This window comes from Nocardiopsis tropica (genome assembly GCF_042660575.1).
Classification (GTDB): domain Bacteria; phylum Actinomycetota; class Actinomycetes; order Streptosporangiales; family Streptosporangiaceae; genus Nocardiopsis; species Nocardiopsis tropica.
Genome location: NZ_JBHSUF010000004.1, coordinates 126,626 through 141,333 on the forward strand (window position 1 = coordinate 126,626; position 14,708 = coordinate 141,333).

Annotated in this window: 13 protein-coding genes; 8 read left to right on the top strand and 5 right to left on the bottom strand. The window is 74.8% G+C overall.

Going from position 1 to position 14,708, the window contains the following annotated elements; genetic code table 11:
• The first annotated feature begins 292 nt into the window (after positions 1 to 292).
• The 8 genes from ACFQBR_RS08130 to ACFQBR_RS08165 all read left to right on the top strand — a co-directional run bounded on the left by ACFQBR_RS08130 (position 293) and on the right by ACFQBR_RS08165 (position 7,089).
• On the top strand, positions 293 to 991 hold the full coding sequence (locus ACFQBR_RS08130; RefSeq protein WP_344180547.1) for a GTP cyclohydrolase II: 699 nt from the start codon (positions 293 to 295) through the stop codon (positions 989 to 991).
• Positions 984 to 1,718 carry a CDP-alcohol phosphatidyltransferase family protein gene (locus ACFQBR_RS08135; protein ID WP_267949865.1) on the top strand — a complete coding sequence of 245 codons (735 nt, stop codon included), beginning with the start codon at positions 984 to 986 and terminating at the stop codon, positions 1,716 to 1,718. Before ACFQBR_RS08130 ends, ACFQBR_RS08135 begins: the two co-directional genes overlap by 8 nt.
• Entirely contained in the window at positions 1,715 to 2,695 is a 981-nt protein-coding gene (locus ACFQBR_RS08140) for a zinc-dependent alcohol dehydrogenase (protein ID WP_267949864.1), read from the top strand. The genes ACFQBR_RS08135 and ACFQBR_RS08140 overlap by 4 nt, the downstream gene beginning before the upstream one ends.
• A 184-nt stretch (positions 2,696 to 2,879) precedes the next feature.
• Positions 2,880 to 3,263 (top strand): 6-pyruvoyl trahydropterin synthase family protein, encoded by a 384-nt coding sequence (locus ACFQBR_RS08145; RefSeq protein WP_330162148.1) that lies wholly within the window; start codon positions 2,880 to 2,882, stop codon positions 3,261 to 3,263.
• Complete coding sequence (locus tag ACFQBR_RS08150) at positions 3,260 to 4,318, top strand: glycosyltransferase family 4 protein (protein WP_344180550.1); 1,059 nt, start codon at positions 3,260 to 3,262, stop codon at positions 4,316 to 4,318. The genes ACFQBR_RS08145 and ACFQBR_RS08150 overlap by 4 nt, the downstream gene beginning before the upstream one ends.
• Entirely contained in the window at positions 4,315 to 5,103 is a 789-nt protein-coding gene (locus ACFQBR_RS08155; RefSeq protein ID WP_378552657.1) for a class I SAM-dependent methyltransferase, read from the top strand. Before ACFQBR_RS08150 ends, ACFQBR_RS08155 begins: the two co-directional genes overlap by 4 nt.
• A gap of 202 nt (positions 5,104 to 5,305) precedes the next feature.
• Entirely contained in the window at positions 5,306 to 6,439 is a 1,134-nt protein-coding gene (locus tag ACFQBR_RS08160) for a lysylphosphatidylglycerol synthase transmembrane domain-containing protein (RefSeq protein WP_378552660.1), read from the top strand.
• Complete coding sequence (locus ACFQBR_RS08165; protein WP_344180556.1) at positions 6,436 to 7,089, top strand: DUF6518 family protein; 654 nt, start codon at positions 6,436 to 6,438, stop codon at positions 7,087 to 7,089. Before ACFQBR_RS08160 ends, ACFQBR_RS08165 begins: the two co-directional genes overlap by 4 nt.
• A 125-nt stretch (positions 7,090 to 7,214) precedes the next feature.
• Here ACFQBR_RS08165 and ACFQBR_RS08170 read toward each other — a convergent pair whose 3' ends face one another.
• The 5 genes from ACFQBR_RS08170 to ACFQBR_RS08190 all read right to left on the bottom strand — a co-directional run bounded on the left by ACFQBR_RS08170 (position 7,215) and on the right by ACFQBR_RS08190 (position 14,606).
• Positions 7,215 to 8,021, bottom strand: coding sequence for an ABC transporter permease (locus ACFQBR_RS08170; protein ID WP_344180558.1), 807 nt, complete (start codon positions 8,019 to 8,021; stop codon positions 7,215 to 7,217).
• Positions 8,018 to 8,698, bottom strand: coding sequence for an ABC transporter ATP-binding protein (locus ACFQBR_RS08175; protein WP_344180560.1), 681 nt, complete (start codon positions 8,696 to 8,698; stop codon positions 8,018 to 8,020). Before ACFQBR_RS08175 ends, ACFQBR_RS08170 begins: the two co-directional genes overlap by 4 nt.
• A 2-nt stretch (positions 8,699 to 8,700) precedes the next feature.
• Positions 8,701 to 10,941 (bottom strand): polyprenyl synthetase family protein, encoded by a 2,241-nt coding sequence (locus tag ACFQBR_RS08180; protein ID WP_344180633.1) that lies wholly within the window; start codon positions 10,939 to 10,941, stop codon positions 8,701 to 8,703.
• 543 nt (positions 10,942 to 11,484) lie between these two features.
• On the bottom strand, positions 11,485 to 13,170 hold the full coding sequence (locus tag ACFQBR_RS08185; RefSeq protein ID WP_344180562.1) for an SLC13 family permease: 1,686 nt from the start codon (positions 13,168 to 13,170) through the stop codon (positions 11,485 to 11,487).
• A gap of 269 nt (positions 13,171 to 13,439) precedes the next feature.
• Positions 13,440 to 14,606: an enolase C-terminal domain-like protein gene (locus tag ACFQBR_RS08190; RefSeq protein ID WP_267949855.1), complete on the bottom strand. Its 1,167-nt coding sequence runs from the start codon at positions 14,604 to 14,606 to the stop codon at positions 13,440 to 13,442.
• Positions 14,607 to 14,708 lie beyond the last annotated feature (102 nt).

Below are 14,708 nucleotides of genomic sequence, written 5' to 3' on the forward strand. Positions count from 1 at the left end.
GCCTCCTCGTGCCGGGGTGGCCCACCCTACTGGGCAAGCGCTTTCCAGCCAAGGCCCCCGACCTGCCCCCGGTCGTGGAGGGCGGAGCGGGGCGGCCCGCGGAACGGGCCCCGACGCCTTCGGCCGGACGGGCCGGGGAGCGCCCGCGCCGGCCCGGGGACGGGGCGGAGCCCCCGCCGCCCCCGGCCCGCGCCTCCCCGGACCCGCGCCCGACCTGTGCGAGGTTTTCCCCGGGGGGCCACCGGGCACCGGGCGTGTGTGGCCGCTGTTCCGAGACGGATCGAGGGGGCTTATGAGCTGTCAGGGCGTGGGCGGGGCGGACGGGAGCCGTTCGGACGGGGCGGGGCCGGAGGGGCTGGGCACGGGAGCGCCGGCCGTGGGCCCCGCGGCCGTGGCCGAGGCGGAGCTCGCCACCAGGCGGGGGCCGTTCCGCATCGTGGCCCTGCGGGACCCCTCCGACGGCCGGGAGCACGCCGCGCTGGTCCTGGGCGAGGTGTGCGGGGGCGAGGACGTGCTGGCCCGGGCGCACTCGGAGTGCGTGACCGGCGACGTCTTCGGAGCGCTGCGCTGTGAGTGCGGGGACCAGCTGGAGGCCGCCCTGGACCTGATCTGCGCCGAGGGACGGGGCGTGGTCGTGTACCTGCGCGGACACGAGGGACGCGGTATCGGGCTGGTGGAGAAGGTGCGCACCCTCGCCGTCCAGGACGCGCACGGCCTGGACACCGTGGACTCGGCGACCGCCCTGGGGCTGCCCGTGGACGTGCGCGACTACGGTCCGGCCGCGCGGATCCTGCTCCACCTGGGGGTGCGGTCGGTGCGGCTCCTGTCGAACAACCCGGCCAAGGTGCGGGCGCTCCGGGAGCACGGGGTGGAGGTGGCCTCCCGGGTTCCGCTGCTGATGCCCGCACGCCGGGAGAACGTGGCGTACCTGACCGCCAAGCGGGACCGGCTGGGCCACGACCTCCCGCACCTGGACGGTCCGCGTGGGTGATCCCGCGGCCCTGGGGGCCGCCGCGTGCGCGCAGGCGGCGCTGCTGGTGCTGCTCGCGTGGGCCCCGGGCCTGGGCCCGGCGGGCTGGGCGGCCGGTACCGGCTTCCTGCTGGCGGGGGCGGCCGCCGTGGCGTGGGCGGTGCGCAGGTCCGGGCGGTCCCGGCTGGGTCCCGCGGACCTGGTGACGCTGGCGCGGTCGGTGCTCATCGGCGGCGTGGTCGCCCTGGTGGCGGACGGCGGTCCGGCCTGGCCCCTGGTCGCCCTGGCGTCGGTCGCCCTGGCCCTGGACCTCGTGGACGGCCTGGTCGCCCGGCGCACGGGGACCGAGTCGTCGTTCGGGGCGCGGTTCGACATGGAGGCGGACGCCTTCCTGATCCTGGTGCTGAGCGTGCGGGTGGCCGCGGAGCTGGGGTGGTGGGTGCTGGCGATCGGCGCGATGCGGTACGCGTTCGTCGCCGCCGGGCGGGCGGCGCCGTGGATGCGCGGACCGCTGGCGCCGAGCCGGGCGCGCAAGGCGGTGGCCGCCGTCCAGGGCGTGGCCCTGGTGGCGGCCGCCGCCCCGGTCGTTCCCGCGGGGGGTGCGACGGCCCTGGCCGCGGGCGCCCTGGCACTGCTGGCCTGGTCCTTCGGGCGCGACGTGGCGGGGCTGTGGCGGGCCGGGCCGGGGGCGGGCGGCACGCGGGCCGTCGGACACGGGACCGGCGCACGGCGAGGAGGAGGGTCATGAGCCGTACGGCACGGGCGTTCTGGGTGGGGTCGCCCGGCGAGGGCGAGATCCGGGAGGGCGTGCTGCCCCCTCCCGGGCCCGGCGAGGCGGTGGTGCGCTCCCTGTACTCGGGGGTGAGCCGGGGCACCGAGGCCCTGGTGTTCCGCGGCGCGGTGCCGCCGAGCCAGCGGCAGGTGATGCGGGCGCCCTTCCAGGAGGGGGACTTCGGCTCCGCGTTCAAGTACGGCTACCTCAACGTCGGCGTCGTGGAGGAGGGCGCGCCGGACCTGGTGGGCACGACGGTGTTCAGCCTGTTCCCGCACCAGACGCGGTTCGTGCTCCCGGTCGGGGCGCTGCGGCCGGTGCCCGGGGACGTGCCCCCGGGGCGTGCGGTCCTGGCGGGGGCGGTGGAGACGGCGGTGAACGCGCTGTGGGACGCCCCGCCGCTGCTCGGCGACCGGCTGACGGTGGTCGGCGCGGGGATGGTCGGGTGCACCGTGGCCCGGCTGGCTTCCCGGGTGCCGGGGGTGCGGGTGCAGCTGGTGGACGTCGACCCCGGGCGCGCGGACCTGGCGGAGCGGCTCGGGGTGGAGTTCGCGCTCCCCGGGGACGCCGGCGTCGGGCGCGACCGGGTCTTCCACACCAGCGCCGACCCCGCGGGGCTGGAGCGCTCCCTGGAGCTGGTCCGCGACGAGGGGGAGGTGGTGGAGATGAGCTGGTACGGGGACCGGCGGGTGTGCGTGCCCCTGGGCGAGGGCTTCCACTCGCGCCGCCTGACCGTGCGCTCCAGCCAGGTCGGGGCGGTCTCCCCCGCGCGCCGGGGGTCGCGGGGGCACGGCGACCGTCTCGACCTCGCACTGGAGCTGCTGTCCGACCCCGTCTTCGACGCACTGGTCACCGGGGAGAGCCCGTTCGAGGAGCTGCCGGCGGTGATGCCGCGCCTCGCCGACGGGAGCCTCCCCGCCCTGTGCCACCGCATCGTCTACCCGGAGCCCTGAACGCCGCCGCGTCCCGCGCGGGCGCGGGCGCGGCCGTGGTCGGCCACCACGTCGACCGGTCGAACCCGCGTCCCGCGTACGGGCGCGGGCGGACCGGACGTGCGTCCGCGCCCGCCGAACGGCCTTCCCCACCACGACGCCGGCCGGAACGTCCGGCCGGCCCCCACCGCAGAGGAGCCCGCCGATGTACAGCGTCACCGTCCGCGACCACCTGATGGTCGCCCACAGTTTCCGCGGAGCGGTGTTCGGCCCCGCCCAGCGGCTGCACGGGGCGACGTTCGTCGTGGACGCCACCTTCCGCCGCCGCGAACTCGACGCGGACAACATCGTGGTGGACATCGGCCTGGCCACCCGTGAACTGGGAGGGCTGGTCGCCGAGCTCAACTACCGCAACCTGGACGAGGAACCGGACTTCGCCGGGGTGAACACCACCACGGAGTTCCTGGCCAGGGTCGTCGCGGACCGGCTGGTGGAGCGCATCGACGCGAGGGCGCGGGGCCTGGACTCGGTCGCGGTCACCCTGCACGAGTCGCACGTGGCCTGGGCGAGCTACGAGCGCGAACTGTGAGGACCGTCCTCGTCGTCCCGCACGGGGGCGCTCCCAGCGGCGGCGGGGTCTACGACCGCCGCCTGCGCGAGGCCCTCGCCGGGCTGGGACGCCCGGTGCGGGAGGAGGCGGTGCCCGGGGCCTGGCCCGTCGCGGACCCCGCCGCGCGGGCCGGCCTCTCCCGCGTGCTGGAGGGCGTCCCCGACGGGGCCGCGGTGCTCCTGGACGGCCTCGTCGCCTGCGGGGTGCCCGAGGTCCTGCTCCCCCACGCGCCCCGGTTGCGGCTGGTGGTCCTGGTGCACCTGCCGCTGGCCGACGAGACGGGGCTTCCCGAGGCGCGGGCCGCCGCCCTGGACTCGCGTGAGCGTGCGGTCCTGCGGGCCGCCTCCGCCGTGGTGGCGACGAGCCGGTGGGCGGCACGGCGGGTGTCCGCCCACCACGGGGTGGAAGGCGTGCACGTGGTCGAGCCCGGCGCGGACCCTGCGCCCCTCTCCCCCGTCGGCGACGGCACGCGCCTGCTGTGCGTGGCCTCGGTGACCCCGCGCAAGGGGCACGACGTCCTCGTGTCCGCGCTCGCCGCGCTGGCGGACCTGCCCTGGGGATGCGCGTGCGTCGGCCCGGTCCCGTCCGGGGACGCGGGGGCACACGCGGCCCGCCTCCGCGGCCTGGTCCGCGAGCACGGCCTCGCGGACCGGGTGGCCTTCACCGGTCCCCTCACCGGCGCGGACCTGGAGGCCGCCTACACCGCTTGCGACCTCCTCGTCCTGCCCTCGCGCGGGGAGACCTACGGCATGGTCGTGACCGAGGCGCTGGCCCGGGGCGTCCCCGTGGCCGCGACATCGGTGGGCGGGGTGCCCGAGGCGCTGGGCTCCGCCCCGGACGGCTCCCGTCCGGGGCTGCTGGTTCCTCCCGGGGACCCGGGGGCCCTGGCCGCCGCCCTGCGCCGCTGGCTCACCGACCCCGGCCTCCGCTCCCGTCTGGGGCGTTCGGCCCGCGAACGGCGGGAGGGCTTGGCAGGATGGGAGGAGACGGCCCGGCGCATGGCGGCCGTCCTGGACGGGGAGGCGACGCCTTGAGCACGACCGGTGTCCCGGCGTTCGCGCCGGAGTGGCTGGCCCTGCGCGAGGGCGCGGACGCGCGGGCCCGCTCCACCGCCCCGCTCGCGCTCCTGGCCGGCCACGGGCGGGTGGTCGCCGACCTGGGCTGCGGGACGGGGTCGCTGGGGCGCTGGCTGGGGCCGCGGCTGCCCCGGCCCCAGCGCTGGCTCCTGTTCGACCGCGACCCGGCCCTGTTGGAGGAGGCGGGGAGGCGGGTCCCCGCCGATTCCGTGCGGACCCTCCGCCGGGACGTGGCGGCGCTGTGCGCCCGCGACCTGGAGGGGGTGACCCTCGTGGTGGCCTCGGCGCTCCTCGACCTGCTCACCGGGGCCGAGGTCGCGGCGCTCGCGGAGGCGGTGTCCGCCTCCGGGTGCCCGGCGCTGTTCTCGATCTCGGTGGTCGGGCGGGTGGAGTTCTCGCCCGGGGACCCGTCGGACGCGGCGTTCGCGGAGGCGTTCGACGCCCACCAGAGGCGGGAGGGCCGGCTGGGACCGGAGGCGGCCGGGGCCGCGGCCGCCGCGTTCGAGGGCCTGGGTCGGCAGGTGCGGATGTTCCCGAGCCCGTGGCGCCTGGGGCCCGGGGACGCGGCGCTGACGCGGGCCTGGCTGCGGGGCTGGGCGGGCGCCGCCGTCGAGCAGGACCCCTCGCTCCCCGGCGCCGCGTACCTGGAGCGGAGGCTGGAGGAGTGCGCTCGGGGGGAGCTCGGCGTGACGGTCCACCACACCGACCTGCTGGTGCTCCCGCGTCCCCCGGCCCGCGGATGAGCGCGGCGCGGCCGGGGCCGTCCGCGGCGGGATACGGGCGCGCCGCCCCGGGTAGGTGCGGGACATACGCCCCTCCGGGTCGGACGGGGCGCCCGGGCGCGGAACCGGCACGCCCTCGGAGCACGCCGCGGCCGCCCGGAGAAGGCACGGTGGACCGCGGCGGCCCCGCCGGGCCCGCCGACGTCGGAGGGGCGACGAGCGCATGACCGCCACGACCGCACGGGGGACACGGGAGGGGCCGCGAACCGGCGGCGCCCCGTCCCGCCGGTGGCGGGTGTGGGCCCGGACCTCGGCCGGGGCCGCGATCCTGGCGGCGGTGGTGTGGTGGTTCCCCGGCGGGACGTTCACCGACGCCTTCTCGGCCGTGGGCGCCGGCCCGGTCCTGACCGCCCTGGGGATCGGCGCGGCGACGACGGTGCTGTGCGCGTGCCGCTGGCGGGAGGTGGCGCTCGGGGTGGGCCTGCGCCTCCCGTTCCGGCGCGCGGTGGCCGACTACTACCTGTCCGTGTTCCTGAACGCGGTGCTGCCCGCCGGGGTGCTCGGGGACGTGAACCGCGCGGTCGGCCACGGCCGGTCCAGCGGCGACCTCGGGCGGGGCGTGCGCGCTGTGGTCCTGGAGCGCATGGTGGGGCAGGCGGTGCTGGCCGCGACGGGAGCCGCGCTGCTCCTCGCCCTTCCGGCCGCGCTGCTCGGTCCGGGCCTGTGGGCGGTGGGGGCGGCGTCGGGCTCGGTCGCGGCGGTCGCCCTGGCGGCGGCGTTCGGCCTGCGGGCGGGCCGTGCCCGCGGAACCCGCTGGTGGCGGGCCCTGCGCACCGCCGCGGCCGACGTCCGCTCGGGGGTGTTCGCGCGCTGGCCGCGCGTGGTTCTGCTGTCCGCGGCGGCGCTGGCCGGGCACGTGACCCTGTTCGCGGTGGCGGCGCGCCTCGCCGGTGTCACCGCGCCGGTGCAGCAGCTGGTCCCCCTGGTGGTGCTGGCCCTGCTGGCGATGAGCCTGCCGGTGAACGTCGGCGGCTGGGGGCCGCGCGAGGCGGTCACGGCGCTGGCGTTCGGCGCGGCCGGCCTGGGCGCCGCCACCGGGGTGACGGTCTCGGTGCTCTACGGCCTCCTCTCCCTGGTCGCCGCGCTGCCCGGCGCGGCGGTCCTCGTGTCGCGGTCGCCGCTGCGCCTCCGTGCCCGGGGGCGCCCGGGCGCCGCCCGCGCTGCGCGCCGTGCGGGCGGGGACGCGAGCACGGCCCTGCGCCGGGGCCGCCACCGCGAGGGGCCCGGGCGGCGTCATGAATTCGTTGCCCCCGCCGCCGAACCCGGCGGGCCCGGAGAGGCGATGACGCAGGCATGAGCACCTCTACGACGACCCCGCACCCGACGCCCCCCGGCCTCGCCGCCTCCGTGGGCGCCCTCGCCGCGGCCGCGCTCGGCGGGCTGGCCATCGGCGCGCTGACCTCCTTCAGCCAGGGATGGCTGCCCTTCCACCTGAACTCCCTGAGCAACTCCAGCGGTTCCTGGAGCGTGGCGGCGTTCCTCCTCGCCCTGCTGCCCCGGCGCCGGTGGGCGGCCGTGGCCGCCGCCGCGGCGGCGCTGGCGTGCATGATGCTCGGCTACGACCTGGCCTCGGTCCTGCGCGGCTACCACGCCTCGACGGGCACCACGGCCTTCTGGCTCACCGCGGCCGTCCTGGTGGGCCCCTTCCTCGGCCTGACGGCCCACTCCCTGCGCTTTCGCACCGGCTTCGCCCCCTGGGGCACGGGCATGCTCAGCGGTGTGCTCATCGGCGAGGGGGTCTACGGGCACCTCGTGATCGCCGAGACCACCTCGGTGGCCTACTGGAGCGCGTCCGTCGCCGCGGGCCTGGCCTTCCTGGTGTGGGCGTGCGCTCGGCGCTTTCCCGCGCGGCGCCCGGTCCTGACCTCGGTGGCCGTCACCGCGGTCGTCGGCGGCGCGTTCGTCGCCGTCTACGGCATGAACCCGATCCAGTGGTTCTGGTTCTGACCGGGCCCGGGCCGTGTTCCGCGGACCGTCCAGGTCCTGCGGCCGCCGGGAGGGGGTCGCCCCTCCCGGTGGCCGCGGGACCTGCCCCCGGGGGCGCCGCGCACGGCGGTTCGGCGGGGCGTCCCTCATCCCCGCCGCGGAACACCCCTGCGCATCCCGGCCAGGGGCGAGCGGCGGTCACGGGTGCGCATCCACAGCACCGTCCCTGCCACCACCACCGCACACACGAACCACAGCGGCCCCAGCGCCATGTGGGCCCACGGGACGTCCTCCACGAACCCCGCCGCCGTTCCCGACTGCATGGTCCCGTAGGCGGGCAGGTAGCGCACGATGTCGCTGTCGGCGGCGGGGTTGGCCACCGGGTTCTGGAGCCCCATGTCGATGATGCTGAGCATGATGACGACGAACATGCCCTCCAGCTCCCCGCGCAGGGCCGCCCCGAGGGCGATCCCGATCCCGCCGAACGCGAGCGCGGCCCCGCACAGCGCCATCCACAGCGCCACCGGCCGCTCGGGGGTCCAGTACACGGCCGTCACCGCCGTGGCGTAGGCGCACACCGCCGCCGTGGCCAGGACCAGCGCCGTGAGCTTGCCCGCCAGCAGGTGACTGCGGGGATAGCCCGCCAGGACCAGCCGCTGGTCGAAGCCCACCGACCGGAACGTCACGATGAACATCATGAAGCCGACGATGAGCGTGACGGCGTTGACGGCCCCCGAGATCTGGCTGATGTGGTTGCCGTTCACCGTCAGGTGCTCGCCGCTGGCGCGCAGCAGGAACGTGACGTCGCCGTCGGCGATCACCAGGTGGACCAGGGTGATCCACAGCGGCACGAAGCCCAGCACGAGCACGAGGGCCAGGCGGTTGCGCAGGTGCTCGGTGACCGCGAACACCGTCGCGGTCCAATAGCGGTCCCAGGCCCGACGCACGTTCACCGCCCCTCCCCCGCTCCTGTGGACGCCGGTACCGGTCGGCCCTGTTCCAGTCGCCACAGGCGGTCGAAGCGGGTCGTGTCGAAGGCGATGTGGGAGACCACCAGCACCGACCGGCCCCGGTCGCGCAGGCGGGCGGCCAGCTCCCAGAAGCGTTCGTAGGTCTCCCAGTCGAAGCCCTGGTAGGGCTCGTCGAGGAGCAGCAGGGGCGGATCGTGCATGAGGGCCAGGGTGAGGTTGAGCTTCTGCCGGGTCCCCCCGCTGAGGGAGCCCACACGGTGGCGCCGGTACCCGGCGAACGACAGGAGGTCCATGAGCTCGTGGGCCAGCGCCAGGTCCGGCAGGTCGTAGGCGACCTGGAAGAACCGCAGGTGCTGTTCCACGGTGAAGGACGGGTTGAGGACCGTGTGCTGGGGGCAGTACCCCAGCCGCCCGGCGTAGGCCACCTCCCCCCGGTCGGGCGACAGCTGTCCGGCGAGGATGCGCAGGAGGGTGGACTTGCCGGCGCCGTTCTCGCCGACCACGCCGCCCAGGCACCCCGGGGGCAGTTCCAGGTCGGCGCCGCGGAGTACGCGGTGGTGGCCGTAGGACTTGTGGACGCCGCGGACGCTCAGCGTGGACGTGGCGGGCGCGGGCGTGCCGGCCGTCCCCTGCGGGCTCGGTGACGCGGAACGTACCATGCTCAGCACTCCGCGTTCCGGTGGACGGCCCAGGTTCCCAGGGCGTGGAGCCCCAGCGCCGACCAGTTCCGGGGCAGGTCCCCCCGCAACCGCCCCCAGCCCTCGTCGACCAGCGCGCGGCACTCGTCCTCGCAGGCCCGCACCGCGCCGCAGGCGATGAGCTCGTCGGCGATCTCCGCGGCCTCCGCCTCGTCCGCCACGCCTGTCCGCACGCGTTCCCAGATCACGCGTACGCGGTCGGGGGGCAGGAGGGCGACGGCGTGGGCCAGGGGCATCGTCACCTTGCCCTCCCTCAGGTCCTCGGCCCGGAGTTTGGTGGACGTCAGCGCTCCGGAGGGGTCGCGCACGGTGACCCCCCTCAGGTCCAGCATGTCGTCTCCGATCTGGAAGGCCAGGCCGACCTTCTCCCCGTAGACGCGGACGCCCCGGAGCTGCTCCTCTGAGGCCCCGGACAGGAGCGCGGCGATCTCGACCAGGCTGCGTATGGGCAGGGCCGTCTTGAGGAGGTGGGCGGTGCGGATCCGGCTCAGGAGGGGGCCGGCCTCACCGGTGCGCACAGCCTCGTCCATCGCGGCGGCGTGGCCGGTGATGTCCAGGGCCTGGCCCGCGTGCCCGGCGCGCATGATGCCCATGACGATCCGGTACACGGCCAGGAGCAGGCGGTCGTCCCCGCGCACGAGCGGGGGGAGGACCTGGTCGACGAGGAAGTAGGCGTGCGTCCCGGCGTTGATCGTCAGCGCGTCCCCGAACACCGTGTGGGCGGCGGGCCGCCCCCTGCGCATGGGCGAGCGGTCCTGGATGTCGTCGATCATGAGGTTGCCCGTCTGGAGTGCCTCGATGACCGCGAGCATGGGCCGGAGCCGTTGGGGGTCTCCTCCGTACAGGTCCACGATCTGCAACCACAGGTAGGTCCGCATGCCCTTGCCCGCGCCGTCCGTGGTGTGGCGGAGGGGGCGGACGAGCGCGGCGTGCAGGTCGTCCGCCGTCGAGGCGCCGAGCACCCCGGGGTGCTCCTCCAGACCCGCGAGTGCGGTGAGGGCGTCCCGGTCCGGGCGGTCGGGGTAGACGCGCCTCAGCTCCTCCCTCACCACGGCCTCTATACCGCGCATGTGGGGCTCGAAGCGCGTGATCCTGCCGGCCGGGCGGGATTCCAGGTGTCCGCGTCCGCGGACGGGCACACCGCCCCGGACGCCCTCGACGTCGGCGTGGGCCACGAGGGTGCCGGTGCCGTGGAGGAGGGCGCGGGACTCCTGGGAGGGGGACCACGCCCGCACCCGCAGGCGCAGACCGCCGTGGGCCTCGATCAACCACTCGGTGACGTGGACGCGCATGCTGGCCAGGGAGGTCCAGGTCGCGGCGTCGGTCACGCTCGCCCGCACCGTCGTGCAACCCCCCTCCGGCGAGTGCAGCAGGACCTCCACCGGCTCGGTGCGGGTCCGCCCCGTGAGGGCGTCCACCCGGCCGCGCCGCGTGGCGGTGACGGTCCATCCGTCGTCCAGGCGCGCCACGGCACGGGTCCACACGGGTTCGCTGTCCGGGACCGGTCCGGCCGCGTCGCGGGGAGCGTCCGGCAGGACGCGCTCGTACCAGCCCGTACCGTGGACGGGCCGCTCCCCGTGGGCATCGGTCCGGGTCCCCTCCACGACGACACGCGGCACGACCCGGGACGGCCGCGCCGAGGGGAGGCCGTCCACGGCCGTGTGGGGGGACGCGGGCGCCGCGGGGGTGAGACGCAGGCGCCAGGAGCCCTCGTCGCCGCGCAGGTCGAGGAGGAGGCGGTCCCCGTCCGCGCGCAGGCGGACGACACCGCCGTAGTCGAGGTCGAGGCCGCCCCCGCCCGCCACCACGGGCCCGGGCAGCTCGCGGTCGGGGTACAGCCCGTCGCCGGGCTTGAGGAGGTCCAGCATCGCGGCGCGCACGCTGCGGTCCAGGAAGGGGTCGTTCTCGGCCGCGGCGCGCGCCAGGTCGACGAACGCGGTGTCCGTCCAGGAGGCGTCGGCACGGTGGCCCGTCCCCCGGTCGCGGACGTGCCAGGTGGCGGCGTGGGCGTGGGTGGGGCGGCCGTCCGCGTCCTCGACCCCGTACCGGGCCACATGGACGGTGAGGCCGACGGTGGCGCCGCCGTCGTCGAGCCAGGTGACGAACCGCCAGTAGCCCTCGTCATGGTCCGTCCCCGGCGGGGTGCGCGCGGCGGCGCCGGCGCTCGCCCTCCGGTCCGTGTCGTCCTCGGGCGTCGTCGCCATGCTCACACGTCTCTCCTCACGGAAGAAGGTCGACAGACCGCTGCTGTTTTCCGAACGGACCGTTCTCCCGAAGGGGGCACAGGGCACGGGAACAGAAACCACCCCGTGCCCGACACCCTGAAATACGGCCCACCGGCGAATCTATCGCGCCGGAGGGCTTTTCTTTCCGTTTCCCCCGGAACGGCCCTCCGAACTGCGTTATCCGGCACGACAAAACACCGACGAGGGAGCAACGAGTGGAACAACTTCTTCTATTTCACAAAAGGGATTTTCGACTCAGGCGCCTTCGGAAATGACTTTGTCCTGATCTTTCGCCGCGGTCGTCGGAAGGAGCACGGGGGACACGGACGCGGGCGCGGGCGTGCCCTCGGGGGCGGGTCCGGTCCCGCCCCCGAGGGCACGCGGCGGTGCTGCGTGGGCGGCCGGCGACCGGACCGGGCGGCGAACGCGCCCCCCGGGACCGGCGCGGAGCACCCGGCGGAACCGGCCCGGAGGGGCGGGGTCCACGCCCCTCCCCTCCGGGCCGGTGTCACCGGCCAGGCCTCACCGGAACCCGGCGGGAAGGGACATGAGGTCGATCCCCCACATGAGCGGCAGCATGTAGAGCGTGCCCGCGACGATGAGGGCGAGGGCGATGACGTTCAGCCAGAACCCGGTCCTGACCATCTCCATGATCGTCACCCGGCCGGTGCCGAACATGATCGCGTTCGGAGGGGTGCCCACCGGAAGCATGAACGCGCAGTTCGCGGCCATCGCGCAGGGGACCATCAGCGCGTAGGGGTGGACGTTCAGCGAGATCGCGAAGGCCGCCATGACGGGGAGGATCATCGTCGCCGTCGCGGCGTTGGAGGTGATCTCCGTCAGGAACAGCACGAGGGCGGTGGCGATGACGATGATCAGGACCACGTCGATCCCGTCGAGCGTGCGCAGCTGCTCGCCGATCCACGCGGAGAGGCCGGTCTCGACGAACCCCGCGGCGATGGCCAGCCCGCCGCCGAACAGCAGGAGGATCCCCCAGGGGATCTTCTTCGAGTCCTCCCAACGGAGGATCTTCCTCTCCTCGTCGTTGCGCGACGGAAGCGTGAACAGCACCACCGTGGCGACGACGGCGATCACGCCGTCGCTGATGCCCGGGAGGAGGTCGTCCCAGAGGAACGAACGGGTCACCCACATGAACGCCGCCCCGAGGAAGACGACGAGCACGGCCTTCTCCTCGGCGGACATCCTGCCGAGGGACCTCCTCTCCCCCCGGATGATCTCCTTGCCGCCGGGGAGGTGCTTGAAGCGGACCTTGAACACGACACCGGTCAGGTAGAACCACGCGAAGGCCAGGAGGACGACGACGATCGGGAGTCCGAACACCATCCATCCGCCGAACGAGATGCTCTCGCCGAAGAGTTCCCCGACGGTCGCCGAGAGAATGGCGAGCGGCGGCGTCCCGATGAGCGTCCCGAGACCGCCGATGGTGGCCGCGTAACCGATACCGAAGACGATGGACTTCTCGAACTTCGGCAGGTCCGCGTCGAATTCCCCGCCCCGCAGCGAACGGGCGGCCTGGTAGACGACCGCCAGCCCCACGGGGATCATCATCATCGTGGCGGCCGTGTTGGAGACCCACATCGACAGGAAGCCCGTCGCGACCATGAACCCGAGGACGATACGGCGCGGACTCGTACCGATCGCCGCGACGATCGAGAGGGCGATGCGCTGGTGGAGGTTCCACTTCTCCATCGCGATCGCGAGGGAGAAGCCCCCGAGGAACAGGAAGATGATGTCGTTGCCGTACGCCGCGACCACGGCGTCCCCGCCCAGCGCACCGGTCAGCGGCAGGAGCACGATCGGGAGCAGGGACGTGACCGGGATGGGGATCGCCTCCGTGATCCACCAGGTCGCGACCCACAGGGTGGTGGCGAGGACCGCCCGCGCCTCCGGCGAGAGTCCCTCGGGCTCGAAGAACACGAGCGTCACCGCGAAGAGCAGCGGACCGAGCACCAGTCCGATGACGCGTGCGGGCGTGTACCCGGGTCCGGGATCCCCGGAGCCCCGGGCCGGTCCCGGGCCCTCCGGGGCGCCGGGGGCCCGCTCGGAGACTCCGCCGCCCCCGGGTGACGACGCCACCGGCTCCGGCCGCGGTGCCTTCCTGCGGCTGGAGAACGTCAGGAGCTCTTTGATCTCGCGGTGCGAGGCCCACAGGTTCCCCCGGAGGGGATACAGGTAGGAGTGTGCCATTGCCGTACCTTCTTCGGTCTCTTGCTCGGCGCGACTTGCTGCGGGGGGGTCGGCGCGGGGGGTACGCGGGTCGACATCGGCCATGAGGGAAAAGGGGGACGTGGGCACTCCGCCGGGGAGCCCAGGGGTCCGTCGTCGGTCATGGGGCCGACTTCGCCGGGGGTCGCCGCGGGGACGGTCGTCCGGACCGCCCCGGGGCGGTCGCGGGTGTCGTCGGGACCGGCGGCCCCGCCTCCGCGGACGGTTCGGGGGCCGCCGGTCCCGGCCGGTCAGGCGTGCAGGCCGCGGAGGAGGCGGTGGAACTCCGCCTTGCCCTCGAGCCCGATGCCCGGCAGCTCCCCCGGCGCCACACGGCCGCGGGCGACCACCGCGTCGTCGGTGAAGCCGCCCGTGGGCTGGAACTCCCCGGGGTAGGACTCGTTGCCGCCGAGCTTGAGGGCCGCGGCGATGTGCAGTGAGAACTGGTGCCCCCCGTGCGGGACGCACCGGCGGGAGGACCAGCCGTGCAGGGCGAGCATGTCCAGGACCCGGCGGTACTCCGTCAACCCGTAGCTCAGCGCCGGGTCGACCTGGAGGAAATCGCGGTCCGGGCGCATTCCGCCGTAGCGGATCAGGTTCCGGGCGTCCTGCAGCGAGAACAGGTTCTCGCCGGTCGCGATGGGGTGGCGGTAGTTCTCCGACAGCGTCGCGTTGAGGCCGTAGTCCAGCGGGTCGCCGACCTCCTCGTACCAGAAGAGGCCGTACCGTTCGATGGCCCGGCCGTAGTCCAGCGCGGTCCGCAGGTCGAACTTGCCGTTGACGTCCACCATCAGGCGGGACCCGTCGCCGTCCAGGACGTCGATGACCGCCTCGATGCGCCTGAGGTCCTCGGCCAGGTCGGCGCCGCCGATCTTCATCTTGACGATCTCGTACCCGGCGTCGAGGAAGCCCCTCATCTCGTCCTGCAGGTCCTTCAGGGACTTGCCGGGCGCGTAGTAGCCGCCGGCGGCGTAGACGAAGACGTCCTCGTCCGGGTCGCCGTCACCGTAGTGGTCGGAGATCCACCGGTACAGCGGCACGCCCGCGGCCTTGGCGGCGAGGTCGTGCAGCGCCATGTCCACCACGCCGACGGCGACGGAGCGCTCACCGTGCCCGCCGGGCTTCTCGTTGCGCATCATGACGTCCCACGCCGCGGCGGGCGAGAGTTCGCCGTCGCCGTCCAGCAGTTCCTCCGGCGAGGCGTCCTGCAGCCGCGGCAGCATCCGCTCGCCCAGGATGGCCGTGGCGTTGTACCGGCCGTTGGAGTTGAAGCCGTAGCCCACCAGGGGCTCACCGTCGACCACCACGTCACTGACAAGCGCGAGGATCGTGCAGTCCATCTTGCTGAAGTCGATGTAGGCGTTGCGCATCGACGAGCTGATCGGGATGGTCCCGACGTGGGCGGAAACGATCTTCATGGCCTTCTTCCTGCCGAACCAGTTCTTATAAGTCCCTTATAAGTTATGCGGAGCCTATACTGACCGAGACGGGGGTCACAAGCCCGCGAGCGAGGATTGTGT

Excerpts from the sequence above, each read along its gene's own strand:
- ACFQBR_RS08130 (WP_344180547.1), top strand. The coding sequence starts at position 293 with ATGAGCTGTCAGGGCGTGGGCGGGGCGGACGGGAGCCGTTCGGACGGG.
- ACFQBR_RS08140 (WP_267949864.1), top strand. The coding sequence starts at position 1,715 with ATGAGCCGTACGGCACGGGCGTTCTGGGTGGGGTCGCCCGGCGAGGGC.
- ACFQBR_RS08145 (WP_330162148.1), top strand. The coding sequence starts at position 2,880 with ATGTACAGCGTCACCGTCCGCGACCACCTGATGGTCGCCCACAGTTTC.
- ACFQBR_RS08160 (WP_378552660.1), top strand. The coding sequence starts at position 5,306 with ATGACCGCCACGACCGCACGGGGGACACGGGAGGGGCCGCGAACCGGC.
- ACFQBR_RS08165 (WP_344180556.1), top strand. The coding sequence starts at position 6,436 with ATGAGCACCTCTACGACGACCCCGCACCCGACGCCCCCCGGCCTCGCC.
- ACFQBR_RS08175 (WP_344180560.1), bottom strand. The coding sequence starts at position 8,698 with ATGGTACGTTCCGCGTCACCGAGCCCGCAGGGGACGGCCGGCACGCCC.
- ACFQBR_RS08180 (WP_344180633.1), bottom strand. The coding sequence starts at position 10,941 with ATGGCGACGACGCCCGAGGACGACACGGACCGGAGGGCGAGCGCCGGC.
- ACFQBR_RS08185 (WP_344180562.1), bottom strand. The coding sequence starts at position 13,170 with ATGGCACACTCCTACCTGTATCCCCTCCGGGGGAACCTGTGGGCCTCG.
- ACFQBR_RS08190 (WP_267949855.1), bottom strand. The coding sequence starts at position 14,606 with ATGAAGATCGTTTCCGCCCACGTCGGGACCATCCCGATCAGCTCGTCG.